Raw genomic sequence first — 26,446 nt, forward strand, 5'->3', positions numbered from 1 at the left:
CGACCTGCTCCAGGGTGCCGAGCAGGGCGTGGTAGATGCCGCCGCCCTCGTCGGTGTCGAGCAGGCCGCTCATCGAGTGGGTGAGGAAGTACCCGTCGATGACCTTGATGCCCTTGGTGACCGTCACCCAGGCCAGGGAGAGCAGCGGGACGAGGGCGAGGATGAAGCAGACCCAGACGACGCTGGTGGCCACGCGGTCCTTGCCCTGGCGGCTGCCCTCCACCTTGGTGGTGATCGCGAAGGTGGCCAGTACGAAGAACAGGGCGGCCAGCATGCCCCACTGCACGCGGCTGTGCCAGCCGGCGACGAGGCCGAGGCCGATGCCGGCCGTGACGGATCCGGCGGCGATGGCGGCGGGGGCCCAGCGGGGGAGGCGGGCGTGGGCGAGCGACGCGTGGAGCGCGGGGGAGGCCGGGCGCTTGTCCGTGGTCGGGCTTGTCAGGCTCATGCGTTGGCCCCCGAGTACTCCTTGCGGCGGCCGATGATCCAGCGGGCCGCGCCGTTGACCAGCAGCGTGATGACGAAGAGGACGAGACCGGAGGCGATCAGGGCGTCGCGGCCGAACTCGTCCGCCTCGTTGAACTTCGCGGCGATGTTCTGCGCGAAGGTGCCGCCGCCCGGGTCGAGCAGCCGGCCGGAGATGATGAAGCTCGGGGAGAGCACGACGGCGACGGCCATCGTCTCGCCGAGGGCGCGGCCCAGGCCCAGCATCGAGGCGCTGATGATGCCGGAGCGGCCGAAGGGGAGGACAGACATCCGCATGACTTCCCAGCGCGTGGCACCGAGGGCCAGGGCGGCCTCCTCGTGCATCTTCGGCGACTGGAGGAAGACCTCACGGGTGACGTTGGTGACGATCGGCAGGATCATGATCGCCAGCAGGATGCCGACCGTGAAGAGGTTGCGGGCGACGCCGTCGCTCGTCTTGTCGAAGATGTAGGTCCAGCCGAGGTACTCGTCGAGCCACTTGTTGAGGCCGTCCAGGTACGGGACCAGGAAGACGGCGCCCCAGAGGCCGTAGATGATGCTCGGTACCGCCGCCAGCAGGTCGACCACGTACGCGAGCGGTGTGGCCAGCCTGCGCGGGGCGTAGTGCGAGATGAACAGTGCGATGCCGATGGCGATCGGCACGGCGATGGCCATGGCGATGACCGAGCTGACGACCGTGCCGAAGAGGAGCACCGCGATGCCGAACACCGGCGGGTCGCCCGCCGGGTTCCACTCGGAGGTGGTGAGGAAGTTGGCTTCGTCCTTCGAGACGGCGAGGCCGGTGCGGTAGGTGAGGAAGGCCGCGATGGCGGCCATGATCACCAGGAGCGCGATTCCCGAGCCGCGGGACAGGCCGATGAAGACGCGGTCACCGGCGTGGCTGCTGCCCTTGGAGGCCAGCGTGGTGCCGGGTCCGGGCGGGGGCGGGGAGGGCGAGGTGGTTTCGGTTGCTATATCCATCGGTTTTCTCCGGTCTGCGGAGCCGGTGGGGGCTCCTGGCGGCGGTGCACCGGAAGGCGCGGCCGGCCCCGGGCGGCGGGGCCGGCCACGGCCGGGGTCAGGAGAGGGTGGGGATGGTCTCGCGGACCTTGGCCGCGATCTCGGCCGGGATCGGCGCATAGCCGGCGTCGGCCAGGACCTTCTGGCCGTCCTCGCTGGCGGCGTAGTTCAGGAACGCCTTCAGGGTGGGCAGGGTCTCGGCCTTGTTTCCCTTGTCGCAGGCGATCTCGTACGTCACCAGAACGATCGGGTAGGCGCCCTCGGCCTTGGTGGCGTAGTCCAGGGCCAGGGCGAGGTCCTTGCCCTGGCCCTCGATCTTCGCGGCGGCGATGGCCTTGGAGGCGTTGTCCGTGGTGGCCTCGACCGGGGCGGAGGCGCCGGTGTCGATCTTGACGGTGTCCAGCTTGTTGGCGGTCGCGTAGGACAGCTCGAAGTAGCCGATCGCGCCGTTGGTGTCCTTGACGTTGGAGACGACGCCGGAGGAGCCGTTGGCGGCCTGACCGCCCTTGGCCGGCCAGGACTTCGACTTCGGGTCGTACTTCCAGTCCTTCTCGGCGGCCGTGCTCAGGTACTTGCCCAGGTTCTGGGTCGTACCGGACTCGTCCGAGCGGTGGAAGGCCTGGATCGTGCTGGACGGGAGCTTGGCGTCCGGGTTGAGCTTGGCGATCGCCGGGTCGTTCCACTTGGTGATCTTGTTGTCGAAGATCTGCGCGAGCGTCTTGGCGTCGAGGACGAGGTCGTCGACGCCCTCCAGGTTGTAGCCGATGGCGACCGGGCCGCCGACCATCGGGAGGTTGATGCCCTGGCCGCTCTTGCAGATCTTCTTCGACTCGGTGACCTCCTCGGGCTTGAGCGCCGAGTCGGAACCGGCGAAGGAGACCTGGTCCTGGTTGAACTTGGTGATGCCGCCACCGGAGCCGATGGCCTGGTAGTTGATCTCCACGCCTTCGCAGGCGGCCTGGAAGTTCTTGACCCAGAGGTCCATGGCGTTCTTCTGGGCGGTCGAGCCGGCCGCGAGGAGCTGGCCCTTGGCGTCGTCGCACTTGATGGTGCTGGCGGCCTTGGTCTCGCCGGAGCCGCCGGTGGAACCGCTGTTGTCGTCCGAGCCGCACGCCGTGAGGACCAGGGCGCCGGAGACGGCGAGGGCGCCGAGCGCGGTGGCGCGAAGCCGGTTCTTGCGCTGAAGCTTCACTGTTCGGGTGTTCCTTCCAGGAGCCGCCGGTCCTGTGTGGTGGCGGCGTGCGAAGAGGTAGGTGTTCTCGGGTCCCAGCTACCCAGTGGGGCGGCGTCCTGCGACGTGCCTCGCACCGCGTACGTCCGAAATTAGGCAGAACAGGTGAAGCCACCGGCGGGGGAGGGTGAACGGGAGGTGAACCGTGCCGAACGGTGTGGTGCGCGGGGTGCCTCGCGGCGGGGAGGAGAGGGGTGGGGTGCGGATCGGTGGCCGGGGGAGGCTCCCCTGCGGGTGATGCCCGAAACGCGGGGTTATACTCCGCTGCGCGGTGTTTCCCGCCGGTCCGTCGGCTCGTCCGCTCTCCGGTTTTCCTGGCCTTCCCGGTCTTCCCGGGCCGTGCGCAGGACGCGGAGAAGGGCGGCGACCAGCTTTCCGTCCCTGTCCCGCGTCAGTCGCTTTTGCGCCGCGTCGGGACGCAGCCACAGCACGCGGTCCACCTCGTCGTTCGGCTCGAACGAGCCGCCGGTGGCCTCTGCCGCCCAGTAACGGACCACCTTGGGGCGGCCGTCGGCCGTATAGCGGACCGAGGGCAGTTCCGGCCCCGGGGCGCAGGTCATGCCGGTCTCTTCCCGCACTTCGCGGACCGCCGCGTCCCTGGCGTCCTCCCCGGACTTGAGCTTGCCCTTGGGGTGCGACCAGTCGTCGTACTTGGGGCGGTGGACGAGGCAGATCTCCCAGGGGGCCTCTTCCGCGCGCACGGAGCCGAGAGCCCGGGGAACGCCGTCGGACGGCGACCGGCGCCACAGCACGCAGCCCGCGGCGAGCACGGGGCCGGGGTCCGGGGCGCCGGCCGTGCCGGTCATGGCGCTGTCGCCGCCGTCCGCTGCCACACCTGCTGGAAGGCGAAACGGGCCGCCTCGACCTCGTGGCGCTGGTCGGCGTGGAGGACGCCCAGGGCGTACGCCGTCGCCGGGGCGATGCGCGGGGTGCGGGCCGCCGACGCCGCCGCGCCGGCCGCCTCCGCCGCGTCCCGGTGGCGGTCGAGCGCCTGCGCCGCGAGGCACGCGCCGGCGGGGGCCGCGGGGACCGCGAAGGTCTCCTGGGCGTAACGGTGCAGGCGCAGCAGGAGCCGTACCTGGTGCCAGGGGGCGTCCTGCGCCTCGCTCGTGGGCGTGGCGGCCAGGCCGTGGACGAGTGCCTCCGCGTTGTACGGGTGGGCGGCGCGCCCCAGCGGAAGTGCGGCCACCGCCTCCTTGAGCCGCTGTTCGGCGCCCACCGCGAGCGGTGCGAGCACCTCGGCGGCGGGCGCGGCGGCGGCGGGCCCGAGCGGAACGTCCGAGGCCAGTAAGGCCACGGCGTCGGCGACCGCGTGGAACCGCGAGGAACCCAGCGCCTGCAGAGCGGCCGAGTGCGCCCGTGTCCTGGCCAGCGTCAGCTGCCGCTCCAGCAGCGCGCCGGCCCGCGCCGCGCCCACGGTCAGCGTCCCGCCCGGCTGCGCCCGCGACGCGGCGCTCCCCCGGGCCCCCGGCGTCGCGGAGGTCCCGCCGCCCGCCCCGCCGCCCGCGCCCGAGAGCCGGTTCAGCGCCTCCAGCAGCCGGTTCAGCCGCCCCGCGTAGGCGTGCTCGCGGGCCAGGGTGCCCGAGAGCCAGGCCAGCTCGCCGCGCAGGGTGTCCGCCCACCCCGTGTCGGTCAGGGGCCGGAACGTGTGCAGCGTCCCGCTGATCCGGCGCGCCGCGCCGCGCAGCGCGCGGGTCGCCTCGGCCGCCTCCGCCGTCCCCTGCGGGTCCTGGCCGCTCTCGCGGTGCAGGCGCAGGGAGCGCAGGAAGTCCGCGGCCAGGGAGTGGAGGTACGGAGCCAGGAGGTCGCGGGCCAGGAGGTCACCGGCCCGGAGCTCCTGCGCGCGCAGCCGGCTGGACAGGTCCTCGGGGGGCAGCGCCTCGCCCCCCGCCGGCGGAAGGACGGGGCCGGTGTCCGGCCGGGGGCGGGTTCGGGATGCGGTGTCACGGTGTTGCACGCCGGCGCCTCCGGGCCTCTATGAGCATTTCCTGTACGTGCCGCAGCGGCTGTCCCTCGGCGTCCGTCGCGTGCCGCGTCCAGTTGCCGTCGGGGCCGAGGTGCCAGGAGGACGTGGTGTCGGACATGCCGGTTTCCAGCAGCCGGCTCAGGGTCGCGCGGTGGGCCGGGTCGGTGACCCGGACCAGTGCCTCGATGCGGCGGTCGAGGTTGCGGTGCATCATGTCGGCGCTGCCGAACCAGACTTCGGGCTCACCGCCGTTGCCGAACGCGAAGAGCCGTGAGTGTTCGAGGAAGCGGCCGAGTATGGACCGGACCCGGATGTTCTCCGAGAGGCCGGCCACTCCGGGACGTATCGCGCAGATCCCGCGCACCCAGATGTCGACCGGCACGCCCGCCTTCGCCGCCCGGTAGCAGGCGTCGATGACCGCCTCGTCGACCATCGAGTTGACCTTGATCCGGACGTACGCCGGACGCCCCGCCTGGTGGTGCGCGGCCTCCTTGTTGATCCGGGCGACCAGGCCGTCCCGCAGCGACTTGGGCGCGACGAGCAGCCGGCGGTACGTCTCGCGGCGCGAGTAGCCGGAGAGCCGGTTGAAGAGGTCGGAGAGGTCCGCGCCGACCTGCGGGTCGGCGGTGAGCAGGCCGAGGTCCTCGTAGAGGCGGGCCGTCTTGGGGTGGTAGTTGCCCGTACCGACGTGCGAGTAGCGGCGCAGGGTCTCGCCCTCCTGGCGGACCACCAGGGAGAGCTTGCAGTGGGTCTTGAGGCCGACGAGCCCGTACACGACGTGGCAGCCGGACTCCTCCAGCTTGCGCGCCCACTTGATGTTGGCCTGTTCGTCGAAGCGGGCCTTGATCTCGACGAGGACCAGGACCTGCTTGCCGGACTCGGCGGCGTCGATCAGGGCGTCCACTATCGGCGAGTCGCCCGACGTCCGGTACAGCGTCTGCTTGATCGCCAGCACGTCCGGGTCGGCCGCCGCCTGCTCCAGGAACGCCTGCACGGAGGTGGAGAAGGAGTCGTACGGGTGGTGCAGCAGGACGTCGCGCTCGCGCAGCGCCGCGAACACGTCCGGCGCGGACGCCGACTCGACCTCGGCGAGGTCGCGGTGCGTGCCCGCGATGTACTTCGGGAACTTCAGCTCCGGCCGGTCCAGCGCCGCGATCCCGAACAGGCCGGTCAGGTCGAGCGGGCCGGGCAGCGGGTACACCTCGGCGTCCGACATCTTCAGCTCGCGGACGAGGAGGTCCAGGACGTACGGGTCGATGGACTCCTCGACCTCGAGCCGCACCGGCGGGCCGAAGCGGCGCCGCATGAGCTCCTTCTCCAGGGCCTGGAGGAGGTTCTCGGTGTCGTCCTCCTCGACCTCCAGGTCCTCGTTCCGCGTCACCCGGAACATGTGGTGGGCCAGCACCTCCATCCCCGGGAAGAGCTCTTCGAGGTGCGCGGCGATGACGTCCTCCAGGGGTACGTACCGCTGCGGCGACGCCTCCAGGAAGCGGGACAGCAGCGGCGGCACCTTGACGCGCGCGAAGTGGCGGTGGCCGCTGACCGGGTTGCGCACGACGACCGCGAGGTTCAGGGAGAGACCCGAGATGTACGGGAAGGGGTGCGCGGGGTCCACCGCGAGCGGGGTGAGGACCGGGAAGATCTGCTGCCGGAAGAGCGTGAACAGGCGTGCCTGCTCCTTCTCGGTCAGGTCGGGCCAGCGGATGAGGTGCACGCCCTCGTCGGCGAGGGCGGGGCAGATGTCCTGCTGGAAGCAGGCGGCGTGCCGGGCCATGAGCTCGCGCGAGCGGGTCCAGATCAGCTCCAGGACCTCGCGGGGCTGGAGGCCGGACGCGGACCGGGTGGCGACACCGGTCGCGATGCGGCGCTTCAGGCCGGCGACGCGGACCATGAAGAACTCGTCCAGGTTCGAGGCGAAGATGGCGAGGAAATTCGCTCGTTCGAGGAGCGGGGTGGCCGGGTCCTCGGCGAGCTCGAGCACCCGCTCGTTGAACGCCAGCCAACTGCGCTCCCGGTCGAGGAAACGGCCCTGCGGCAGCTCGATGTCCGCCGCAGAACCTTCTGCGTACTCCACGTACGCGTCCGGGTCCGCGTCGATGTCGGGGTCCAGGTCGGTCACCGGCGACCCGGCCAGGGTGTGCGGGCGGTGCGCGGCGATGGCACCGACGGACGGCTGAGCATGCTGGACAGGGACATCGGCGCTCGGCTGCTGGCTCATGGACCCATTGTTCCGCGCGTGAGGGCCCCCGGGCACGCCGAAGAAGGGTGATGTGCGGGGAGATCTCCCGTTCGGGGAGGGTGGCACGGCGGGCTGCATTCCGAGAGGGTCGCAAGCGTGTCTGAATGCGCGGTAACGGAGACATGACATGCAGGATGCGACCACCGGGGCCCGGGGGGTGTCTTCCCGGGCCCCGGCGTCCCGCCGGTCTGCTCAGGCCGCGCGGTGGCGCAGTACCCGGAAGGCGGCGTAGACGGCCGCGGCGGCGAGGGCCAGCACGATGCCGGTCTCGATCAGCTGGACGTACCAGAAGTGCGCGTAGGGGTGGAAGTCCACGTACCAGTTGGTGACCCCGAGGTCGGTGGGGCAGTACGCGCCCGTCATCCTGTCGGGGAGGCACTGGGGGAGCACGAAGCGTTCACCGGCGGCGTTCTGCACCCCCGTGTCCGTCATGAAGGCGTCCACGGGCATGCCCCGGCCCCTGAACTGCTCGCCGGGCCCGGTGACCGTGCGCACCGGAATCAGGCTCCACCGAGCGTTGCCCATGACCATCAGCACGGTGCCGGTGACCACGCCCGTGATCGACATGGCGAGCAGGGTGCGGCGTACGAGCAGGCCGGCGAGCGCGCCCACGGCGACACCGAGCAGGCCGTACGCGACGAGGGCCGGTCCGGTCGCCTCGTACACGCCACGGTCGGCCCAGGACAGGTTCCACCGGCCCAGCAGACCGGTCGCGCCGAGCCGGAAGACGCCCATCAGGGCGAGCGTCCCGGCCACGGCGAGCGTCGCGGCGGTCGCGAGCTTCGACGCGAGCCAGCGCGCGGGGGAGACCGACTGGGTCCAGACGAGGCGGTGCAGCCCCGACTCCAGCTCGCGGGCGACGACCGGGCCCGCCACGAAGGCTCCGATCAGCAGGGGGAGGAGCAGGAGGGCGGTGGATCCGCGCGTCATGTACTCGGTCAGGAGTTCCCGGGCGCTGGTGAACCCGAGGAAGGTGTCGTAGCAGGGGCCGCCGTCGGAACAGTCGAGCTCCTTCTCGGGGAAGGCCGAAGCCGCCCAGCGCAGGAAACCGGTGACCGCTGCCGCCAGCACGATGAGGGCGAGGGCCGAACGCAGGGCGGTGCGGTGGAGCCGCAGGAGTACCCGCCGGGGGCCGCGCAGGGCGCCGCGCGGGGTGGCTTCCGGGGCATGCGGCGCCGTGTCCGGGGAGGACAGGGTGGTGGTCACGCGGTCACCTGCCGTGCCTCGTCGCGGACCGTCGTGCTCGGGGTGAGCAGCGGGGGAGCGTCCGGGGAGCGCAGGTGGGCGAGCAACAGTTCCTCCAGGGACGGTTCTTCGGTCTGCCAGCCGTCGCCGACCGGGCCGTCGGGGCGGATCAGGGCGGTGGTCCCGCGTCCGGTGGCGCGGGCCTCGACGACGGTGTGCGGGGCCAGGTCCTCCGCCGGGGCCAGTCCGGTCACCAGGGTGTGGGCGGCGGTCAGGTCGTCGATCCCGCCGCCGAGCCGGATGCGGCCGCCGGAGACGAGCAGGAGGTGGTCGCAGGCGTCCGCCAGCTCGCCGATGATGTGCGAGGACATCACGACGGTGGTGCCGTGTTCGACGGCCTCGGCCATCAGGGCGCCCATCAACTGGTGCCGGGCAAGGGGGTCGAGGTCAGCCATCGGCTCGTCCAGGAGCATGAGTTCGGGCCGCTTGCCGAGCGCGAGGGCGAGCGCGACGCGGGTGCGCTGGCCGCCGGAGAGCGTGCGGATCCGCGCGCCCGGGTCGAGCTCACCGCTTTGTACGACGCGGTCCGCGACGCGCGCGTCCCAGCGGCCCGGGTTGAGTTCGGCGCCCAGGCGCAGGGTGTCGGCGATGGTGAGCTGCGGGTAGAGCGGCTTCTCCTGCGCGACGTACGCGATGCGGTCGCGGGCCGTCGCCGGGTCGGTGCCGAGCACGGTGAGGGAGCCCTCGGTGGGGCGGAGCAGTCCGGCGGCCTGGGCCAGCAGGGTCGACTTGCCGGCGCCGTTGGGGCCGACGACCGCGCAGACGCGCCCGGCGGGCAGCCGGAAGGAGCACTCGCGCAGGGCCCAGCCCCGCCGCCCGTAGCTCTTGCCCAGCGCGGCCGCCTCGATGGCGGTGTCCGTCATGCGTGATCTCCCTTGAACTGTTCGTCGAGTACGGAGGTGAAGAGCGCGGCCACGTCGTCCTTCTCCAGCCCGGCTTCGCGGGCCCGCGCCGCCCACTCCACGAGCTCGCCGCGCAGGGGTGAGTCGGCCGGGGCGCTGCCCAGCGACTTCCGTACGAAGGTGCCCAGGCCGCGCCGCGCCTCGACCAGCCCCTCGCGTTCCAGTTCGCGGTACGCCTTGAGCACGGTGTTCGGGTTGATGGCGGTGGCTTCGACGACCTCGCGGGCCGTCGGGAGCCGGTCGCCGGGCTCCAGCAGACCCAGACGGAGGGCGTGTTTGGTCTGCTGCACGATCTGTACGTAGGTCGCGACGCCGGTGCGCCGGTCGATGCGGAATTCGACCACGTCGTCTGTACCCCCCTTTCACTAGTTAAGTAGTGGAAGAGTGGTGCAAGGAAAGGGGCGGTGTCAACCGACGCCGCCCCCTCGGCCGTTCCCGGCCCTACGACTCCGTGCGGTACATCAGGTCCGTCTCGTGCGTGGTGAAGCCGATCCGCTCGTACACCGTCACCGCCGCCGTGTTGTCCGCGTCGACGTACAGCATCGCGGTCGGCAGCCCCTGCGCCGCCAGGTGCCGCAGGCCGGTCGCGGTCAGGGCCTTGCCGAGGCCGCCGCCCTGCGCGTCGGGGCGGATGCCGAGGACGTACACCTCGCCGAGCTGCTCCTCGGCGTGCGTCTTCGTCCAGTGGAAGCCGACGAGTTCGCCGTCCCGCTCGGCCAGGAAGAAGCCCTTCGGGTCGAACCACGGCTCGGCCTTGCGGTCGTCCAGGTCGCGCTGCGTCATGCCGCCCTGCTCGGGGTGGTGGGCGAACGCCGCCGCGTTCACGGCGAGCCAGGCCGCGTCGTCCTGTCCCGGCACGAAGGCGCGGACCTCGACCCCCGCCGGGTACACCGGCTCGGGGATGTCCAGCGGGCTCAAGGGCCGCCGCATCTGCCGCAGTTCGCGGAAGAGGGTGAGCCCGAGGACCTGGGCGAGGTGGCGCGCCGCCGACTTCCCGCCGTGCGCCCAGACCCGCAGCCGCTTCCCCGACGCGTCCAGCACGGCCGTCCCGAGCGTGCGGCCGTGCCCGGCGCCCCGGTGCGCGGGGTGTACGACGAGCTCGGCGGCCGGTGCCTCGACGGGGTCGGTGTCCTCCAGCTGCGCGTATCCGAGGAGGGGCCCTTCACCGACGTACAGCAGGAAGTGCCGGACGCCTTCCCGGTGTCCGCCGCGCAGCTGGAGCCGGCCCTGCTCGGAGACGGCCTGCACGCCGTCCGCGCGGGCGGCCTCGTCGAGGAGCGCCAGGACCTCCCGGGCCTGCTCCTCGGCGAGCACGTCGAGGGTCTGGATCTTCCTGAGGAAGGCGGGGGTGGCGGGGTCAGTCGTCATGGGTACGAGCGTACGGCGACGGTGGTGCGACAGGGCGTCGAACGGATCCGGTCCCCGCCGACCGGCCGCCCTGCTCCCCGCGCCGGGCGCACTCGGCGGCCCCGGCCGCGCTCCCGTCGTCCCCCGCGCGCGGACTGCCCGGCCCGCCCGGCCGTCTCATCGCGCTCCGTGACGGAAGGTCCCGGCCGTACGGGCGACGGCCGGGCAGCAGCCGATGTACCGCCGAAGGCAACCAGCTTGTGACCCGTCACCCCCTGTTGCGCTACGCGCGTTGACTTTAGGCTGCGGTTCGTCCGTCACGCTGAACTCACAAGGGGACAGATGTCAGCGAACCCTCGTACCACCCGCACCCACCGCGCGACCCGGCGCGTGCTCGCCTCGGCCGCCGGTCTCGCCACCCTCGGCGCCCTCGTCGCGGCGATGCCGGCCGGCGCGCAGGAAGGCGACCGGGCAGCAGCCGGCGGCGGGCAGCACAGGCCGAAGTCCTCGCGGACCGTGGACGTGCAGCTGTTGTCCTTCAACGACCTGCACGGGAACCTGGAGCCCCCGGCGGGCTCGGCCGGCACGGTCAACGAGAAGCAGCCCGACGGCACGGTGAAGGCGGTCCCGGCCGGCGGCATCGAGCACCTGGCGACCGCGCTGCGCAAGGCGCGCCAGGGTGAGCGGTACTCCGTCACCGCCGCCGGCGGCGACATGATCGGCGCCAGCCCGCTGATGTCCGGGCTCTTCCACGACGAGCCGACGATCGAGGCGCTGAACAAGCTCGACCTCGACGTGTCGGCCGTCGGCAACCACGAGTTCGACGAGGGCGCCACCGAGCTGGCCCGCATCCAGAACGGCGGCTGCCACCCGGTCGAGGGCTGCTTCGAGGAGGGCAGGGAGTTCGAGGGCGCGGACTTCCCCTACCTCGCCGCGAACGTCACGGACGAGAAGACCGGCAGGCCGGTCCTCGAGCCGTACACGGTGTGGAAGAAGAACGGCGTCAAGATCGGCTTCATCGGCGTGACCCTCGAAGGCACGCCGAACATCGTCACCGAGAACGGCATCAAGGGCCTGAAGTTCCACGACGAGGTCGAGACGGTCAACAAGTACGCCAAGGAGCTCGACCGCCAGGGCGTCAAGTCGATCGTCGCGCTGATCCACGAGGGTGGCTCGCCGGCCTCCTCCACGTACGACTACGACTGCGACTCGCCGGGCGCCGGCGACGGCATCTCCGGTCCGATCGTCGACATCGCCAAGGGCATCACGCCGACGGTCGACGCGCTGGTCACCGGCCACACCCACCAGGCGTACGTCTGCACGGTCCCCGACCCGGCGGGCAAGCCGCGCATGGTCACCTCGGCCTCCTCGTACGGAAAGCTCTACACGGACACCACGCTCACCTACGACCGCCGCACCAAGGACATCGTGCGTACGGGCGTGAAGAGCGCGAACCACATCGTCGTCCGCGACCAGGAGCAGGCCAGGATCTGGGCGCCGGACATGACCTCGCTCATCGGCCGCTGGAACGCGCTGGCCGCCCCGATCGCCGGCAGGCCGCAGGGCTTCATCTCCGCCGACATCAACGGACGCGGCTCCACGGCCCCCGAGAAGCCGCTCGGCGACCTGATCGCGGACGCGCAGCTGGAGGGCCTGGCCCCGGCCGACAGGGGCGGCGCGCAGATCGCCTTCATGAACCCCGGCGGCATCCGCTCCGACCTCGTCTTCAAGGCGAGCGGCAAGGAGGGCGACGGTGTCGTGACGTACGGCGAGGCGTTCACCGTCCAGCCGTTCACCAACATGATGAACGTCGTCGACCTGACCGGCGCCCAGCTGATCACCGCGCTCCAGCAGCAGGTCAGCGGCGGCAACGAGGCGTCGCCGAAGATACTCCAGGTGTCGAAGGGCTTCACGTACACCCTGGACATGACGAAGGCGGGCGCCGCCCGCGTCGACGTCTCCTCGGTGAGGCTGAACGGCACCCCGCTCGACCCGGCGAAGACGTACCGCGTCGCGATGAACGAGTTCCTCGCGGGCGGCGGCGACGGCTTCCCGGTCTTCAAGGAGCACAAGAACAAGCTGGTCGGCGCCTCCGACCTGGACGTCTTCAACGCCTACCTGGCGAAGAACTCCAGCGCGACGGCCCCGATCGCCCCGCCGGCGGCCGACCGGATCACGATCGTCAAGTAGTCACTGAGTTCAGGCGGCCCGGCGGGGCGGCACCCGGGCCGGGTGCCGCCCCGCCGGGCTGTCGCCGGGGCCGGACGGCGCCGCGAGGACGCTTCCCGCGGAGGTCTAGGCGGTGTCGGGCGGTGGCGCCGGTGCGCCCGGCAGCCTGATCAGGGCCTCCGTGCCGCCGCCCCCGTCCGCCGGGCGCCGCAGCACGACCGTGCCGCCCGCCTGCTGGACCGTGCGGGCCACGATGGACAGGCCGAGCCCCGAACCCGGCAGGGACCGGGCGGACGGCGAGCGCCAGAAGCGTTCGAAGACGTGCGGGAGTTCGGCGTCCGGGATGCCGGGGCCGTGGTCGCGCACCGCCAGCTCGCCGTGCCGGTCCAGAGCCACGTCGACCGCGCCGCCCGGCGGGCTGAACTTCACCGCGTTGTCCAGGACGTTGACCAGCGCCCGCTCCAGCGCCGCCGGCTCGGCCCGTACGTACCAGGGGGAGAGGTCCGCCCCGATCGTCAGCTCGGGGCCGCGCAGCCGGGCGCGCGCCAGCGCGGCGGCCGCGATCTCGTGCAGCGCGACGATCCTCGGCGGGCTGCCCTGGTCGGCCGTGTCGGGCCGCGCGAGCTCCTGCAAGTCGCCGATCAGCGAAGCCAGTTCGGTCATCTGCGCCTTGACGGACGCCATGAGCGCGGCCCGGTCGGCGGGCGGGATGGCCCGCCCCGTCTCGTCGCTGCGGGCCAGCAGTTCCACGTTCGTACGCAGGGACGTGAGCGGGGTCCGCAGCTCGTGGCCCGCGTCGGCGATCAGCTGCGCCTGGCGGTCGCGGGAGGAGGCGAGGGCGGTGGCCATGGCGTTGAAGGAGCGCGAGAGGCGGGCGATCTCGTCCTCGCCCTCGACCGGGATGCGTACGGTCAGGTCCTCCGTGCGCGCCACGTGCTCGACGGCGCCGGTGAGCTTGTCGACGGGGCGCAGGCCCGCGCGGGCGACCCAGAGGCCGGCGGCGCCGGCGCCGACGACACCGATCCCGGACACCGTGAGCAGTACCCAGGCGAGGGAGCCGAGCGGCTCGTCGATCTCGCTCACCGGGCGGGCCACGGAGAGCGCGAACCGTTCGGCGGCGGGGCCGCCGCCGATGCCGCCCAGCGGCCGGGTGTGGACACGCATCCGCGTGCCGGCCTTGTCGGCCGTCGTGTGCAGCGCGTCGTCCCGCAGCCCGCCCGCCACGGCGATGTCGTCGCGCTGCGCGGGGATCGGTGAGGACCCCGGGGCGGTACAGGTCCGGCCCGACGCCGCCACGATCTGCACGGAGTACTCGCTGGGGAACACCGGGGCCGGCAGGGCTCCGCCGCTCAGGCAGGACGCCAGCAGGTCCGCGGTCGCTTTCCCGTCGAACTTCGCGTTGCGCAGCGAGTCGTCCGTCTGCTCCTGGAGCTGGGCCTTCGTCACGAACCAGCACGCCGCCGCGACCGCCGCCACCGCGACCGCCACCGCCGTGGCCGTCAGCAGCGCCAGCCGGGACCGCAGCGCCGACGGGCGGAACCTGCGCAGTGACGCCGAGGCCGGCGCCGGCGTACCGCTCACGCCTCACCGCCCCGCAGCGCGTACCCGACCCCCCGCACCGTGTGCACCAGGCGCGGCTCGCCGCCCGCCTCCGTCTTGCGGCGCAGGTACATCACGTACACGTCCAGGGAGTTCGAGCTGGGCTCGAAGTCGAAGCCCCACACCGCCTTGAGGATCTGCTCGCGCGTCAGCACCTGGCGCGGGTGCGCGAGGAACATCTCCAGCAGCGTGAACTCGGTGCGGGTCAGCTCCACCGGCCGGCCGCCCCGCGTCACCTCGCGCGTCACGAGGTCCATCCGCAGGTCGGCGAAGGACAGCACGTGCCCCGGCGCCTCCTCGCCGGCCGCTGTCCCGGCGGCGTACGCACTGCGCCTCAGCAGCGCCCTGATGCGGGCGAACAGCTCGTCCAGCTCGAACGGCTTCACCAGGTAGTCGTCGGCGCCCGCGTCGAGCCCGGTCACGCGGTCGCCGACCGTGTCGCGTGCGGTGAGCATCAGGATGGGCAGCGTGTCGCCGGACGAGCGGATGCGGCGGGCCGCGGTCAGGCCGTCCATGCGGGGCATCTGGATGTCGAGGACGATCAGGTCCGGTGCGTACGACGCCGCCTTGGCGAGCGCGTCGACGCCGTCGACGGCGACCTCCGTCCCGTACCCCTCGAAGGCGAGACTGCGCTGGAGCGCCTCGCGCACGGCGGGCTCGTCGTCGACGATCAGGATGCGCTCGGCGGGGCTGTTCATCGGTCTTCCTCGGGATCGGTCGCTGCGTGGCGGCGTACGTCGCCTTCAGCCTCGCACGGTAGGGACGTCAGCTGTCGCCCCCGGCGCGGAGCCCGTCCAGGTCGGCCTTGACCGTGTCGACGGGGATGGCGAAGCCGAGGCCGACGCTGCCGGAAGCGGAACTGCTGGCTCCGCTCGGGGCGTACATCGCGGAGTTGATGCCGATGATCTCGCCGTCCATGCTGATGAGGGCGCCGCCGGAGTTGCCGGGGTTGAGGGAGGCGTCGGTCTGGATCGCCTTGTACGTCGTCTTCGACGAACCGGTGTCGCCGTTGAACTGCTGCCCACCGAACTCGAACGGCCACCGGCCGCCGCCCTGTCCCTGCTGTCCCTGCTGTTCCTGGCCCGGGTTCCCGTCCTTCGACACGGTCACGTCCCGGTCCAGCGCCGAGACGATTCCGCTGGTCACCGTCCCGGTCAGGCCCCCGGGCGAGCCGATCGCCACCACCTCGTCGCCGACTTCGACGTCGTCGGAGTTCCCGAGCGCCGCCGCCTTCAGGCCGCTCGCGCCCCGGAGCTCGATCAGCGCGAGGTCCTTGTCCGGGTCGGTGCCGACGACATCGGCGGTGTACGTCCTGCCGTCGCTCAGCTCGACCTCGACCGACGAGGCGCCCGAGACGACGTGGTGGTTCGTGATGATCTCGCCGTCGGCGGTGACGATCACGCCGGAGCCGGTGGAGGCGCCGGAGGCCGACGTCGCGCTGATCTCCACGATGCTCGGGCTCACGGCCTGCGCGACCCCGGAGACGGTGCCCTCGCTGCTCTGCGAGACGGTCGTGCCGGAGACGCCGTTGCCGCCGGTGGCGGTCTCCGCGGCGGTGAGGCGCTCGGCGAGGACCGCCGCTGCGCCGCCGACCGCCGCGGCGGCGATCGCGACGGCGGCGAGGAGGGCGACCGGCCGCCGCGCCCGCCGGGGCGCGGCCACCGGAGGTGCGTACGCCGGCGGAGGCGGGTACGCGGCACCGTGCGAGTCGTGCGAGTCGTGCGAGAAGGAGGAGGGCTGCTGCTCGGGCTCGGGGTGCTCGCCGCTGCGGCGGGGGCTCTCGGTCATGCCCCAGAGCTTGGTCGGTGCGTATGAGAACGGTCTGAGGAGCCGCTGAGAAGCCCGGCAGAAGTGCGTATGCCCCGAATGAAGAGGGGCTACGTCGCCGGGCAGCCGCAGGAGCGCCGTACCACCAGCGCCGACGGGAACTGCTTCAGCCGCTCGCGCCGCGACCCCGCCACCCGCAGCGCGTCGTCCAGCACCAGGTCCACCGCCGCCCGCGCCATCGCCGGCCGGTCGGAGTACACGGTCGTCAGCGGCGGATCGGTGAGCGCCGCTTCCTTCACGTCGTCGAAGGCGGCCACCGCCAGCTCGCCCGGTACGTCGATGCGCAGCTCCCGCGCGGCCCGCAGCACGCCGATCGCCTGGTCGTCCGTGGAGCAGAAGATCGCGGGCGGCCGGTCCGGCCCCGCGAGCAGCCCCAGGGCGACCTGGTAGGCGTCGTACCTGTTGTACGGCGCCTGGAAGAGGCGGCCCTCGGTGGACCGCCCCGACTCGCGCATCGCCCGCCGCCAGCCCACGACGTGGTCGGCCACCGGGTCGCCGACCATCGGCGTCGACTCCATGCCGCCCAGGCAGGCGACGTACGGGTGACCGTGCTCCAGGAGGTGGCGGGTGGCGAGCTGCGCGCCGCCGATGTTGTCCGTGACGACCGCCACGTCGTCGATCGTCTCGGGCCGCTCGTGCAGCAGCACCACCCGCGCGTCCCACGCCTCGATCTCGGCGGCCGCCCACTCGCTCGGGCCCTGGCTGACCAGGATCAGACCGGAGACCCGCATGCCGAGGAAGGCCCGCAGATAGTGGACCTCGCGCTCGTCGCGGTAGTCGGAGTTGCCGACGAGGACCATCTTCCCGCGGTCGGCGGCGGCCTGTTCGACCGCGTGCGCCATCTCGGCGAAGAACGGCTGCCGCGCGTCGGGGACGATCATGCCTATGAGGTCGGTGCGGCGGGACGCCATGGCCTGCGCGACCCGGTCCGGCCGGTAGCCGAGCTCCTTGATCGCGGCGAGGACACGCTCGCGCGTGGCCGGGGCGACCGGCCGGGGTCCGTTGTTGATGACGTAACTGACGACCGCGGTCGAAGTCCCCGCCAGTCGCGCCACATCGTCCCGCGTCACCTTGGCCACGCGCGGCAGTCTACGCGGGGTGAACTACCGCTGGGCAGGCCGTACGGCGGCTTCCTCCCGGGGGGTGGTGTCCGCGGCGGTGTCCGCCGCACGGGTGACGGCCCCGGGCGCCGTTTTCTGCCCGGCCTTGGCCCGGACCTCCTCGGCCGCCGCCCGCTCGACCTTCTCGGGGGTCACGAAGCGGTAGCCCACATTGCGTACGGTCCCGATCAGCGACTCGTGCTCGGGGCCGAGCTTCGCGCGCAGCCGCCGTACGTGCACGTCGACCGTGCGCGTACCGCCGAAGTAGTCGTAGCCCCACACCTCCTGGAGGAGCTGTGCGCGCGTGAAGACCCGGCCGGGGTGCTGCGCCAGGTACTTCAGCAGCTCGAACTCCTTGAAGGTCAGGTCCAGGACCCGCCCCTTCAGCTTCGCGCTGTACGTCGCCTCGTCGACCGACAGATCACCGTTGCGGATCTCCATCGGGGAGTCGTCGGAGGTGATCTGCCGGCGGCCCGTCGCGAGCCGCAGCCGCGCCTCGACCTCGGCCGGGCCCGCGGTGTCGAGCAGTACGTCGTCGATGCCCCAGTCGGCGGTGACGGCCGCCAGGCCGCCCTCCGTCACGACGAGGATCAGCGGACAGCCGGGTCCGGTGGACCGCAGCAGCTGGCACAGCGACCTGACCTGCGGGAGGTCGCGGCGGCCGTCGATCAGTATGACGTCGGCACCAGGGGTGTCGACGAGAGCCGGGCCCTCGGCGGGGGCCACCCGCACACTGTGCAGAAGCAGGCCGAGGGCGGGGAGCACCTCCGTCGACGGCTGGAGGGCATTGGTCAGGAGCAGCAGAGAACTCATCGTCGGCCACCTGCCCGGGTCGTCCGATCATGCACGGTTCGCTCGCCCATTACGTCGGTTCCTCCTCGGTCCCTGCGGAGGGGGTCCCACCCGCGCCCTCAAGGCGTGGGGGAGTATGCGGCACTGCTTCGTACTTCCTTCGCACTTCGTCCTTCGTGCGGTGCGGTTCCGCGCCCTGGAACCGCACCGCGTCATCTGTCCGTAACAACGGTCAGAAAACACAAAAGGACCCGGGGGCAACGTTGCCCAGGTCCTATGCCCAGCACAATAGCTCACATGAGTTCCGTGCCGGAGGGCCGGTTCCGCAGATCACTTGTTCCCTTGATCACGCGCGGGGCCCGGCGCACGGTCCTGCGGGCGGCCGACGGGGTGCGGACCGAGGCGCTGTACGAGCCGTCGCCGGGCGGTGGGACCGACGGCCCGGCGATCGCCGTCGCGCACGGCTTCACGGGCTCCCGGACCGGCCCGCGGTGCGGCGCGCCGCCCGGGTGTTCCGGCAGTACGCAGCCGTGATCACGTTCTCGTTCCGGGGCCACGGAGGCTCCGGCGGACGCTCCGCGGTCGGCGGCCGCGAGGTCCTCGACCTGGCGGCGGCGGTCCGCCGGGCGCGCTCGCCGGGGCGCGGGCGGGTGGTCGCGGTGGGCTTCTGAGGGCACGTCCCCCGCCGAAGACCGTGGGGGGAGGGCGGCTCGGTGGCCGTCCGGCACGCGGCGCTGTACGGGGGACGGGAGCGGCTTCGCGCACGGGGGGCGCACAGAAGTGAACACAGCCGCGCACGGGTCCGCGCACGCCGACGCGGTGGCGGCCGTCAGCGCCCCCGCCCGCTGGTACTGCCGGGGCGCGGCGCCGATGCGGCGACTGCACCGGGTGGTCACCCGCCCCGCCGGGCGGCTCGTCGGGCGGGCAGGGCTGCGCACCCGGATCCACCCCCGGGAAGGGGACCTCGTGCCGCCCCCGCCGGCCGAGGCGGCGGCCCGGCTCGGTACGACGCCGCTGCTGGTGGTGCACGGCGACCGCGCCCCGTACTTCCCCCTGGACCGCCCGCGCATGCGCGCCGGGGCCGCGGGCGACCGGGGCGAACTGTGGCTCGAGCCCGGCATGGGCCACGCCGGGAACGCGGCCGAGGAGACACTCCTCACCCGCACCGGCGCCTGGCCGGTGGCGGCATAGCCCATCATGGAAGCCGACGAAAGGAGCGCCGTTATGGCAGCGGGCACCATCCGCTACTGGGCCGCGGCCAAGGCCGCAGCCGGGACCGCCGAGGAGCCGTACGCGGCCGGGACGCTCGCCGAGGCGCTCGACGCGGTGCGCGACCGGCACCCCGGGGAGCTGACGCGGGTACTCCAGCGGTGTTCGTTCCTCATCGACGGTGATCCCGTCGGCACCCGCCCTCATGAGACCGTACGGCTGGCCGAGGGCGGCACGGTCGAGGTGCTCCCGCCGTTCGCAGGAGGATGACCCCCACACCATGAGCAACCAGCAGCCGTACCCGTATCCGTACGACGGACACGACGGACACGACGGACACGACGGACACGACGGACGTGAGGGGCGCGACGGGCGCCAGGAGCCGCACCCGTCCGCGCAGGAGCCCTACACCCAGACGTGGGAGGGGCCGACCTGGGACACCCAGTACCAGCCGGTCCAGCAGTACCAGCCGGTCCAGCAGCCGTACCGGCCGCAGGAACAGCCCGCGGCCGACCCGGCGTACCCGTCCCACCCCTCGGACCCGTCGTCCCACAACGGCGCGTACGCTCCGCCGCCCGGGACCCCGGGCGCGTACGACCCGTACCCGCAGGACCCGGGCGCGTACGGCCCCTACCCGCAGAACCCGGCGGCGTACGGCCCCTACCCGCAGGACCCGGCGGCGTACGAGCCCGCCCCGGCGCCCGCGCCCGCGGCGGCCCCCGCTGCCGCGTCCCCCTCCACCGGCCACGCGGCGTACAGCGCGCCCACCACCCTGGGCAACGCACGTCCCCAGGCTTCCCGGGCTCCCGGTTCCGCCCGGACGGGAGAGGCCCCGCTCACCGCCGCCCAGCGCGCCCGCGCCGAAGGCCGGTCGCCGGTCATCGCGCCCGGCATGCAGCCGGCCGCCCTGACCGCCGGGCTCTCGCTGCTGCTCGCCGGCGCGGCGACCGTCGGCCCGTACGCCCTGCTCGTGCCGCTCGTGCTGCTCCAGGCCGTCACCGCGGCCGGCTGGTTCCGGCTCAACGGCATGTGGCCCGCCCGCCAGGGCATCGCGCTCGCCTTCCTCGGCGGCGTCACCGCCGACATCGTGCTGCTGGCCGTCGACGCCGAGCACGCGCCCGCCGCGATCATCGGCACGCTCGGTGTCTGGGTGCTGCTCGCGCTCGTACTCCAGCTGCGCAACCGCGCCCCCGCCGACGAGCGGATGTACGGCCTGACGGCCACCATCACCTCGGCCGCCCTCGCCGTACTCGCCGCGGGCCACCTCGCGGCGGTCCCCGAGGCCGTGACCGTCGGCGGCGTGGCCGTCGCCGTCGCCGCACTGGCCCGCGCGCTGCCGCTGTCCGGTGTCGTGTCGGTCGTCGTCGCGCTGCTCGCCGCCACCGGCGCCGGAGTCGCGGCCGGCGGGGCGGCGGACGTGGGCGCCGGGGGCGCTCTGCTCGGGTTCGCGGCCGGAGTGTGCGCGCTGACCGGTCTGCGCGTGGCCAGCTACGACTACCCGTCCCGGTTCGTCCACATGACGGCCGGAGTGGCCCTGCCCCTGACCGCCGCCGCCCCCGCCGTGTATCTGATCGGCCGGGTCATCGCCTGATCCTTGCCTCATCCTTCCGCTACCTGGCAGTAGGCTCGTGATCGTCAGAGCGGGCCGGGCGACTCGGGGGATCCGTAAACAATGCGTGCGTTGCGAATACTGCTGGTCGTCGCCGTGATCCTCGGCGGCATCTTCGTCGCCCTGGACCGCCTGGCGGTCAACATGGCCGAGTCCGAGGTCGCGAAGCGCATCCAGAGCCGGCAGGGGCTGACCGGCGCGCCCGACGTGTCCATCAAGGGATTTCCCTTCCTGACCCAGGTCGCCGCCAAGCGTTTCGACCGGGTCGACGTCACCCTCGAGGACATCGAGGCGAGCGCCGCCGGCCACCGGCTCCGGATCGGCGAGATGACCGCCGAGCTCCACGACGTGCGGGTGCGGGGCAGCGTCACCGGCTTCTCCGGCGCGACGGCGGACCGCGCCACCGGCCGGGCCCTCATCTCGTACGAGGACCTGTCCGAGGCCGCCGAGGACGATGTTTCCCTCTCCTACGGCGGCAACGGCAAGGTGAAGGTCACCGGCTCCGCCGAGATCCTCGGCCGCAAGATCACGCGCAGTGTGCTGTCCAGCGTGAGTCTGGTCGACGGCGACACGATCCGGGTGCGGGCGGACGAGGTGCCCGGCGAGGGCATCCCCGGGCTGGAGGGGATGATCCGGGAGAGGACCGACTTCGACCGGCAGGTCAGCGGGTTGCCGGAAGGCATCGAACTCGAAAAGGCCGAAGCGACGGAGGACGGGGCGAAGATCTCCGTCACCGGCACGGACGTGGCCCTCGCCGGATAGTGAGACACCCGCGTCCGCCCCTCAGGAAGCGGACGGGCGCGGGCCGTGCGAACGCCCGGGAGAGCGGCCTCGCTCCCTCTCCCCGTCTCGCATCGCGGACGATCGCGTCTCATCATCCGACACGCCGGTGACATGCCGGTCGTGACGTCCCTACGATCGGTCCCATGCAGCAGCGACAGGCGGACCTCACGAAGCGGCGGGCAGTAGACCTGTGCCGCGTCGCCGCCATGCTCTGTCGCACTGCCTGAGCGGGTTCTGGCCGCAGCAGCCTCTGGCCACCCGCCTTCCCCCCGGCCCTCCGACCTACCGAACCGGTGCAGTCGAAGTCAGGGCCGGCACCCCGTGCGGTCGTACGCCGTCCCGTTCCGCGTACCGGCGTACCCGCACACGCCCCTCGCGCATAACCGCCGCACCTGCCCCGGAGGAGAACAGCATGAGCCGCAGCGATGTCCTGGTAGACGCAGACTGGGTCGAGGCCCACATCGACGACCCGAAGGTCGCCATCGTCGAGGTCGACGAAGACACCTCCGCGTACGAGAAGAACCACATCCGCAACGCGATCCGCATCGACTGGACCAAGGACCTCCAGGACCCGGTCCGCCGCGACTTCGTCGACCAGGCCGGCTTCGAGAAGCTCCTGTCCGAGAAGGGCATCGCGAACGACACCACGGTCGTCCTCTACGGCGGAAACAACAACTGGTTCGCGTCGTACGCCTTCTGGTACTTCAAGCTCTACGGCCACCAGGACGTCCGCCTGCTCGACGGCGGCCGCAAGAAGTGGGAGCTCGACTCCCGCGACCTGGTCGCCGAGGTCCCCCAGCGCCCGGCCACGCAGTACAAGGCCAAGCCGCAGGACACCTCGATCCGCGCCTTCCGCGACGACGTCGTCTCCGCGATCGACCACCAGAACCTCGTCGACGTGCGCTCGCCCGACGAGTTCAGCGGCAAGCTGCTCGCCCCCGCCCACCTCCCGCAGGAGCAGTCGCAGCGCCCGGGCCACGTCCCGTCCGCCCGCAACATCCCGTGGTCGAAGAACGCCAACGACGACGGCACCTTCAAGTCCGACGAAGAGCTGAAGGCCCTGTACGAGGCCGAGCAGGTCGACCTCGCGAAGGACACCATCGCGTACTGCCGCATCGGTGAGCGCTCGGCCCTGACCTGGTTCGTCCTGCACGAGCTGCTCGGTGTCGACAACGTCAAGAACTACGACGGCTCGTGGACCGAGTACGGCTCGCTGGTCGGCGTGCCGATCGAGCTCGGCGCCAACAAGTAACCCCTCTCGACCGCGACTTGAAGGACGGATTTCAACATGTGTGGAGCACAGGCCGGCGGCCCCGACGCCTCGACGATCAAGCCCGGTGAGACCACCATCCAGGGCAGCGTGACCCGCGACGGCGAGCCCGTCACCGGCTACGTCCGCCTCCTGGACTCGACCGGCGAGTTCACCGCCGAGGTCCCGACCTCGGCCACGGGCCAGTTCCGCTTCTACGCGGCCGAGGGCACCTGGACCGTGCGCGCGCTGGTCCCGGGCGGCACGGCCGACCGTACGGTCGTCGCCCGGACGGGCGGCCTCGCGGAGGTCGCGATCGCCGTCTGACGAGGCGCTTTCCACTGGCCGAAGGGCCGCACCCCAGGGGGTTGGACGCTTACCTGGACCGGGTGCGGCCCTTCGGTCGTACCGTGGAGGTATGTACGCGCGACGCCGTCACGCTTATTTCCTGCTGATGGGCGGATGCATCGTCCTCTTCGTCTCCGCCTGGTCCCTCGTACGGTTGTGGTCCATGCCGGTGGCCGTGGGGATGTGCTTCGTCGCCATGGTCATTCCGCCGGTCGCGGCGGTGGTCGCCAACCGGCGGGGGCCGGAGGACCGCTGGTGGGACGATCCTTCCGGGGATCCGAAGTCCGACGACTGGTGGGACGAGCTGGACGGCAGGAAGCCCCGTCGGTGAGGGCTCAGTAGACGAGGGACTGGACGCCGTCCGCCATGATCTCGCTGACGAAGACCTGGGCGCCCGCGATCCGTACGCCCTCGATCACGTCCTTCTCGGTGATCTCGCGGCGCGCCGCGCACTGCGTGCACAGGGTGATCTGTCCCGCCGCCGTGATCGCCTCGATCAGGTCCGGCAGCGGCGCCGCGTGCGGCAGCTCGAACTCCGCCGCGCGGCCCGGCAGCGCGAACCACGCGGACTCGCCGGTCAGCCAGAGCGAGACCTCGACCCCGCTGGCCACGGCCACCGCCGCCACCGTGAACGCCTGCGAACACCGCTCGGGGGCGTCGGCCCCGGCGGTCACCTTGATCACGAGCTTCTTCGCCATGCCCGAACTGTAATCCGCCGCCGTACAACCACGGTCGCCCCTCGCGGGTCTGTACTGCGCCGCAGGTGAACGGAGCCTGCGCCTCAGGTCTCGTGGGGGCCCCTTTGGAAGCGCAGGAAGACGTTCCTGACCAGCAGGAACGTGAACGAGAAGAATCGCGGGCCGTCCGGTCGTGCGCCCGTACGCCCCTGATCATCGCTGCCGCAACGGCGCTGGGCATCGTCGGCGGGCTGGCCGTCGGCTACACCGTCCAGGCCGAGCGGCCGCCGACGCCGCTGCCCGCGCTGGCGCAGGACGGTCTGGCGTACCCGGCCGAGCCACTGCCCAAGGGCAGGGAGCCGGAGCCGCTGTCCGCCAGGGACGACCACCGCGTCAGGACGGACGGCGATCTGCGCAAGCTGCTCGTGCCGAAGCCCGCCGGGGCGCGTGACGCGGACGTGTCCGGCCTGGAGGACGGCTGGAAGGAGATCGGGGCGTACGCCCTCGAGTTCGACAGACCGGACGGTATGTTCGGTGAGCTCGCGGACGCGGACTTCCGCCGGATGGCGGCGGTCGCCTGGCAGCCCTCCGCGCACCGGGAGGTGTACGTCCGGCTCGTTCAGTACCACTCGGGGCCCGTGCACGGGGCCGCCGAGCATGCCGAGGGCCAGCAGGGTTACATGGGCGGGAACGAGGACGGGGCCGGCAACGCCGGCGAGGCCCTCGAGGGCAGTGGTAACGGCCGCTACTGGCTCTTCCCGGTCGAGAACAGGGCCGGCCACCTGCCGCAGTACCGCGCCCGCGCGCTCTTCCATCGCGGTGACGTCATGGTCGACATCAACATCCTCGACACCCGGCGGATCAGTGAGCGCGACATCCGCGTGCTGGCCGAGCGGCAGCTGGAGCGCCTGTGAACAAGACGCCTGTGGACAGAAACGTGACGCGCCGGCTGTTCGGTACGGTGCTGCCCGCCGTGCTGGTCGTGGGCGCCCTCGGCGGCGGAGCGGCGTACACCGTGAACACCGCCGGCTCCGCCGACGTGACCGCTCCCACCACGGTGTGGAAGGAGTCCGACCGCGAGCCCGCCGAGGACCCGGCGGGCGACGTCGCCAAGGGCAGGGACTCGACCGAGCTCAGCAGACTCCTGCTGCCCGTCCCCGAGACGTATCGCCTCGGCCCCGACATCGACTCGTACGGCAACGACGGTGAGCTCAGCAGCGCGCAGGCGGTCGCTCTCCTCAAGGAGCAGGGGGGCGAGATCTACGGGAAGAACCGCCGGGAGTACGAGCGGAGAGTCGACAAGCTGGGCGTACAGGGGATCGCCGTGCGGTCGTACACGTCGAACGCCGGTGATCTCGTCGTCCAGACCCAGATCGTGCGGATCAAGGACGAGAAGCAGGTCCACGACCTGTACAAGTTCCGGACGGAGCTGCTCCGCTTCCTGGGCGTCCCCAAGGGCCCGAAGGTCGGGGGACACAAGGAGGCGTCCTGCGTCATGGCCGCGCCCACGGGCCGGTCCGGCACCGAGGAGAAGCCGGGGCTCGACGGGATGTTCTGCATGGCGTACGACGGCGAGCTGATGGTCAACGTCACCGCCTCCGGCACCGAACCGTTCTCGAAGTCCGACGTCACCAGGCTGGTCGAGGACCAGCTCGACCACGTCGTGTCCCCGGGGGAGTACATATGACCGAGCAGCTCACGTCCTCGGCACGGGCGACCGCCGCCGAAACGGCCCCCGTCCAGCAGGTCGCCGAAGTCCCCGCCGCGCCCGAGCCGCCGCGCAAGGCGCTGCGGGCCGTCGCCCGGTGGACCGCAGCCGTGCTCGTGTGCGGCGGCATCGGGACCGGCACCGCCTTCGGCGTCGCGTCGACGGAACGTACCGACGTACCCGGTCTGACCACCCGGAGCGACGGCCGCTGGGACTACCCGGTGCTCTCCGTGCCCGCCCTTCCGGCCGGCTCCCCGCGCCCCTTCAACGACGGCAACCGGGGAGAGATCCACCACGCCGACCTGCGCGAACTGCTGCTGCCTCTGCCGGCCGGCGCCACGCGGGACAAGGAGCTCGACGGCGGCTGGGTGGCCTCCGAGCGGTTCACGGAGGCGTATGAGAAGGACAGGCGGAGCGAGCTGCGGCTCGCGCTGTCCGACTACGCCGTACGCCATGTCGCCGCGCGCGGCTGGACCATGCCGGACGGCACCACGTCCCGGGTCTACCTGCTCCGGTTCAACTCGGTCGGCATCGCCGAGCGCTTCAGGAACCACGTGCTCGCCGTCGGCATCGACAGCGGAGTACCGCTCGCCGGGTCGCCCACCCTGGAGCTCGACCCCGACTGGACGAGCTCGGGCCTGGTCGAGAACACCATGGCGTACCTCTTCGCCGAGGAGAAGCCGTACGACGGCGAGCAGGTCCGGCTGGCCTACGTCCAGGCCGGCGACACGGTCGCGCTGCTCACGCACTCCAGGAAGGGCGGCGCCCCCGGGGTGCCCTTCCACCAGTCGGTGATTCTCCAGAACCAGCTGCTCGGCTGAAGCCCCGGGACGGCCGTGCCGGGCCCCGCCGACTAAGCTGGGGCCCGGCCCCGTACCGCCCACCGCTCGTGCAAGGAGCACCCCCGTGCTGACGATTTTCTTCGAAGCCCTGCTGGTTCTGGTCTGCGTCGGTGTTCTGG

General features: G+C 72.2%; 25 protein-coding genes and 3 pseudogenes. 12 read left to right on the forward strand and 16 right to left on the reverse strand.

What is annotated here, in order from left to right:
- The 10 genes and pseudogenes from ACWDZ4_RS24305 to mshD form a co-directional block, all read right to left on the reverse strand.
- Positions 1-448 (reverse strand): annotated as a pseudogene (locus tag ACWDZ4_RS24305) (phosphate ABC transporter permease PstA); the annotation flags it as partial.
- Positions 445-1,446 carry a phosphate ABC transporter permease subunit PstC gene (gene pstC / locus ACWDZ4_RS24310; protein ID WP_451510501.1) on the reverse strand — a complete coding sequence of 334 codons (1,002 nt, stop codon included), beginning with the start codon at positions 1,444-1,446 and terminating at the stop codon, positions 445-447. The gene pstC and the pseudogene ACWDZ4_RS24305, both read right to left, overlap by 4 nt.
- 97 nt (positions 1,447-1,543) lie before the next feature.
- Complete coding sequence (gene pstS / locus ACWDZ4_RS24315) at positions 1,544-2,677, reverse strand: phosphate ABC transporter substrate-binding protein PstS (protein WP_451510502.1); 1,134 nt, start codon at positions 2,675-2,677, stop codon at positions 1,544-1,546.
- 374 nt (positions 2,678-3,051) lie between these two features.
- Positions 3,052-3,522: pseudogene (locus ACWDZ4_RS24320) on the reverse strand (NUDIX hydrolase); the annotation flags it as partial.
- Complete coding sequence (locus ACWDZ4_RS24325; RefSeq protein WP_451510588.1) at positions 3,519-4,565, reverse strand: CHAD domain-containing protein; 1,047 nt, start codon at positions 4,563-4,565, stop codon at positions 3,519-3,521. The gene ACWDZ4_RS24325 and the pseudogene ACWDZ4_RS24320, both read right to left, overlap by 4 nt.
- Positions 4,566-4,659: 94 nt before the next feature.
- Positions 4,660-6,900: an RNA degradosome polyphosphate kinase gene (locus ACWDZ4_RS24330; RefSeq protein WP_451510503.1), complete on the reverse strand. Its 2,241-nt coding sequence runs from the start codon at positions 6,898-6,900 to the stop codon at positions 4,660-4,662.
- A gap of 213 nt (positions 6,901-7,113) precedes the next feature.
- The gene (locus ACWDZ4_RS24335; RefSeq protein ID WP_451510504.1) at positions 7,114-8,127 is read right to left on the reverse strand and encodes an ABC transporter permease; all 1,014 of its coding nucleotides are present in this window, start codon (positions 8,125-8,127) and stop codon (positions 7,114-7,116) included.
- Positions 8,124-9,029, reverse strand: coding sequence for an ABC transporter ATP-binding protein (locus ACWDZ4_RS24340; protein WP_451510505.1), 906 nt, complete (start codon positions 9,027-9,029; stop codon positions 8,124-8,126). The genes ACWDZ4_RS24335 and ACWDZ4_RS24340 overlap by 4 nt, the downstream gene beginning before the upstream one ends.
- Complete coding sequence (locus tag ACWDZ4_RS24345; RefSeq protein ID WP_451510506.1) at positions 9,026-9,412, reverse strand: GntR family transcriptional regulator; 387 nt, start codon at positions 9,410-9,412, stop codon at positions 9,026-9,028. The genes ACWDZ4_RS24340 and ACWDZ4_RS24345 overlap by 4 nt, the downstream gene beginning before the upstream one ends.
- A gap of 97 nt (positions 9,413-9,509) precedes the next feature.
- Positions 9,510-10,436 (reverse strand): mycothiol synthase, encoded by a 927-nt coding sequence (mshD, locus tag ACWDZ4_RS24350; RefSeq protein WP_451510507.1) that lies wholly within the window; start codon positions 10,434-10,436, stop codon positions 9,510-9,512.
- Positions 10,437-10,757: 321 nt separating this feature from the next.
- Between mshD and ACWDZ4_RS24355 the strand changes: the two genes are divergently transcribed.
- Positions 10,758-12,605: a bifunctional metallophosphatase/5'-nucleotidase gene (locus tag ACWDZ4_RS24355; RefSeq protein ID WP_451510508.1), complete on the forward strand. Its 1,848-nt coding sequence runs from the start codon at positions 10,758-10,760 to the stop codon at positions 12,603-12,605.
- A 105-nt stretch (positions 12,606-12,710) separates the two neighbouring features.
- Here ACWDZ4_RS24355 and ACWDZ4_RS24360 read toward each other — a convergent pair whose 3' ends face one another.
- From ACWDZ4_RS24360 to ACWDZ4_RS24380, 5 genes are all read right to left on the reverse strand, one after another.
- Entirely contained in the window at positions 12,711-14,165 is a 1,455-nt protein-coding gene (locus ACWDZ4_RS24360) for a sensor histidine kinase (RefSeq protein ID WP_451510509.1), read from the reverse strand.
- Positions 14,162-14,881 carry a response regulator transcription factor gene (locus ACWDZ4_RS24365; RefSeq protein WP_451510510.1) on the reverse strand — a complete coding sequence of 240 codons (720 nt, stop codon included), beginning with the start codon at positions 14,879-14,881 and terminating at the stop codon, positions 14,162-14,164. Before ACWDZ4_RS24365 ends, ACWDZ4_RS24360 begins: the two co-directional genes overlap by 4 nt.
- Positions 14,882-14,948: 67 nt before the next feature.
- Entirely contained in the window at positions 14,949-15,971 is a 1,023-nt protein-coding gene (locus tag ACWDZ4_RS24370) for a S1C family serine protease (RefSeq protein ID WP_451510511.1), read from the reverse strand.
- An 89-nt stretch (positions 15,972-16,060) separates the two neighbouring features.
- The gene (locus ACWDZ4_RS24375; RefSeq protein ID WP_344497919.1) at positions 16,061-17,089 is read right to left on the reverse strand and encodes a LacI family DNA-binding transcriptional regulator; all 1,029 of its coding nucleotides are present in this window, start codon (positions 17,087-17,089) and stop codon (positions 16,061-16,063) included.
- A gap of 24 nt (positions 17,090-17,113) precedes the next feature.
- Complete coding sequence (locus tag ACWDZ4_RS24380) at positions 17,114-17,923, reverse strand: response regulator transcription factor (protein ID WP_451510512.1); 810 nt, start codon at positions 17,921-17,923, stop codon at positions 17,114-17,116.
- A gap of 276 nt (positions 17,924-18,199) precedes the next feature.
- Between ACWDZ4_RS24380 and ACWDZ4_RS24385 the strand changes: the two are divergent.
- From ACWDZ4_RS24385 to ACWDZ4_RS24420, 8 genes and pseudogenes are all read left to right on the forward strand, one after another.
- Positions 18,200-19,093: pseudogene (locus ACWDZ4_RS24385) on the forward strand (alpha/beta hydrolase).
- Between the two features lie 33 nt (positions 19,094-19,126).
- Positions 19,127-19,381 carry a MoaD/ThiS family protein gene (locus ACWDZ4_RS24390; protein ID WP_344497917.1) on the forward strand — a complete coding sequence of 85 codons (255 nt, stop codon included), beginning with the start codon at positions 19,127-19,129 and terminating at the stop codon, positions 19,379-19,381.
- 10 nt (positions 19,382-19,391) lie between these two features.
- The gene (locus ACWDZ4_RS24395; protein WP_451510513.1) at positions 19,392-20,702 is read left to right on the forward strand and encodes a hypothetical protein; all 1,311 of its coding nucleotides are present in this window, start codon (positions 19,392-19,394) and stop codon (positions 20,700-20,702) included.
- Positions 20,703-20,783: 81 nt separating this feature from the next.
- The gene (locus tag ACWDZ4_RS24400) at positions 20,784-21,482 is read left to right on the forward strand and encodes an LmeA family phospholipid-binding protein (protein ID WP_451510514.1); all 699 of its coding nucleotides are present in this window, start codon (positions 20,784-20,786) and stop codon (positions 21,480-21,482) included.
- Positions 21,483-21,646: 164 nt separating this feature from the next.
- Positions 21,647-21,730 (forward strand): putative leader peptide, encoded by an 84-nt coding sequence (locus ACWDZ4_RS24405; protein ID WP_355254274.1) that lies wholly within the window; start codon positions 21,647-21,649, stop codon positions 21,728-21,730.
- Positions 21,731-21,915: 185 nt separating this feature from the next.
- The gene (locus ACWDZ4_RS24410) at positions 21,916-22,755 is read left to right on the forward strand and encodes a sulfurtransferase (protein WP_451510515.1); all 840 of its coding nucleotides are present in this window, start codon (positions 21,916-21,918) and stop codon (positions 22,753-22,755) included.
- 36 nt (positions 22,756-22,791) lie between these two features.
- Positions 22,792-23,079, forward strand: a complete 288-nt coding sequence (locus ACWDZ4_RS24415) for a DUF1416 domain-containing protein (RefSeq protein WP_450262901.1) — start codon at positions 22,792-22,794, stop codon at positions 23,077-23,079.
- Positions 23,080-23,170: 91 nt separating this feature from the next.
- On the forward strand, positions 23,171-23,431 hold the full coding sequence (locus ACWDZ4_RS24420; protein WP_451510516.1) for a DUF3099 domain-containing protein: 261 nt from the start codon (positions 23,171-23,173) through the stop codon (positions 23,429-23,431).
- Between the two features lie 4 nt (positions 23,432-23,435).
- Here the strand turns inward: ACWDZ4_RS24420 and ACWDZ4_RS24425 are convergent, their stop codons facing one another.
- Complete coding sequence (locus ACWDZ4_RS24425; protein ID WP_451510517.1) at positions 23,436-23,798, reverse strand: DsrE family protein; 363 nt, start codon at positions 23,796-23,798, stop codon at positions 23,436-23,438.
- 104 nt (positions 23,799-23,902) lie between these two features.
- Here ACWDZ4_RS24425 and ACWDZ4_RS24430 point away from each other — a divergent pair, with 104 nt between their 5' ends.
- Genes ACWDZ4_RS24430 through ACWDZ4_RS24440 form a run of 3 tightly spaced genes read left to right on the forward strand, consistent with a single transcriptional unit; the run spans position 23,903 to position 26,306 of the window.
- The gene (locus ACWDZ4_RS24430; RefSeq protein WP_451510518.1) at positions 23,903-24,691 is read left to right on the forward strand and encodes a hypothetical protein; all 789 of its coding nucleotides are present in this window, start codon (positions 23,903-23,905) and stop codon (positions 24,689-24,691) included.
- A complete protein-coding gene (locus tag ACWDZ4_RS24435) occupies positions 24,688-25,464 on the forward strand; it encodes a hypothetical protein (protein ID WP_451510519.1) in 777 nt (258 codons plus the stop codon). The genes ACWDZ4_RS24430 and ACWDZ4_RS24435 overlap by 4 nt, the downstream gene beginning before the upstream one ends.
- Entirely contained in the window at positions 25,461-26,306 is an 846-nt protein-coding gene (locus tag ACWDZ4_RS24440) for a hypothetical protein (protein ID WP_451510520.1), read from the forward strand. Before ACWDZ4_RS24435 ends, ACWDZ4_RS24440 begins: the two co-directional genes overlap by 4 nt.
- Positions 26,307-26,446: the final 140 nt, after the last annotated feature.

The sequence above is a fragment of the Streptomyces sp. NPDC003016 genome (assembly GCF_053591455.1).

Bases quoted from the DNA above. Each gene is read 5' to 3' on its own strand.
- mshD (WP_451510507.1), bottom strand. From the start codon at position 10,436: ATGACGACTGACCCCGCCACCCCCGCCTTCCTCAGGAAGATCCAGACC.
- ACWDZ4_RS24420 (WP_451510516.1), top strand. From the start codon at position 23,171: ATGTACGCGCGACGCCGTCACGCTTATTTCCTGCTGATGGGCGGATGC.
- ACWDZ4_RS24415 (WP_450262901.1), top strand. From the start codon at position 22,792: ATGTGTGGAGCACAGGCCGGCGGCCCCGACGCCTCGACGATCAAGCCC.
- ACWDZ4_RS24405 (WP_355254274.1), top strand. From the start codon at position 21,647: ATGCAGCAGCGACAGGCGGACCTCACGAAGCGGCGGGCAGTAGACCTG.
- ACWDZ4_RS24330 (WP_451510503.1), bottom strand. From the start codon at position 6,900: ATGAGCCAGCAGCCGAGCGCCGATGTCCCTGTCCAGCATGCTCAGCCG.
- ACWDZ4_RS24380 (WP_451510512.1), bottom strand. From the start codon at position 17,923: ATGAGTTCTCTGCTGCTCCTGACCAATGCCCTCCAGCCGTCGACGGAG.
- ACWDZ4_RS24400 (WP_451510514.1), top strand. From the start codon at position 20,784: ATGCGTGCGTTGCGAATACTGCTGGTCGTCGCCGTGATCCTCGGCGGC.
- ACWDZ4_RS24340 (WP_451510505.1), bottom strand. From the start codon at position 9,029: ATGACGGACACCGCCATCGAGGCGGCCGCGCTGGGCAAGAGCTACGGG.
- ACWDZ4_RS24410 (WP_451510515.1), top strand. From the start codon at position 21,916: ATGAGCCGCAGCGATGTCCTGGTAGACGCAGACTGGGTCGAGGCCCAC.
- ACWDZ4_RS24355 (WP_451510508.1), top strand. From the start codon at position 10,758: ATGTCAGCGAACCCTCGTACCACCCGCACCCACCGCGCGACCCGGCGC.
- ACWDZ4_RS24440 (WP_451510520.1), top strand. From the start codon at position 25,461: ATGACCGAGCAGCTCACGTCCTCGGCACGGGCGACCGCCGCCGAAACG.
- ACWDZ4_RS24365 (WP_451510510.1), bottom strand. From the start codon at position 14,881: ATGAACAGCCCCGCCGAGCGCATCCTGATCGTCGACGACGAGCCCGCC.
- ACWDZ4_RS24395 (WP_451510513.1), top strand. From the start codon at position 19,392: ATGAGCAACCAGCAGCCGTACCCGTATCCGTACGACGGACACGACGGA.
- ACWDZ4_RS24370 (WP_451510511.1), bottom strand. From the start codon at position 15,971: ATGACCGAGAGCCCCCGCCGCAGCGGCGAGCACCCCGAGCCCGAGCAG.
- pstC (WP_451510501.1), bottom strand. From the start codon at position 1,446: ATGGATATAGCAACCGAAACCACCTCGCCCTCCCCGCCCCCGCCCGGA.
- ACWDZ4_RS24390 (WP_344497917.1), top strand. From the start codon at position 19,127: ATGGCAGCGGGCACCATCCGCTACTGGGCCGCGGCCAAGGCCGCAGCC.
- ACWDZ4_RS24425 (WP_451510517.1), bottom strand. From the start codon at position 23,798: ATGGCGAAGAAGCTCGTGATCAAGGTGACCGCCGGGGCCGACGCCCCC.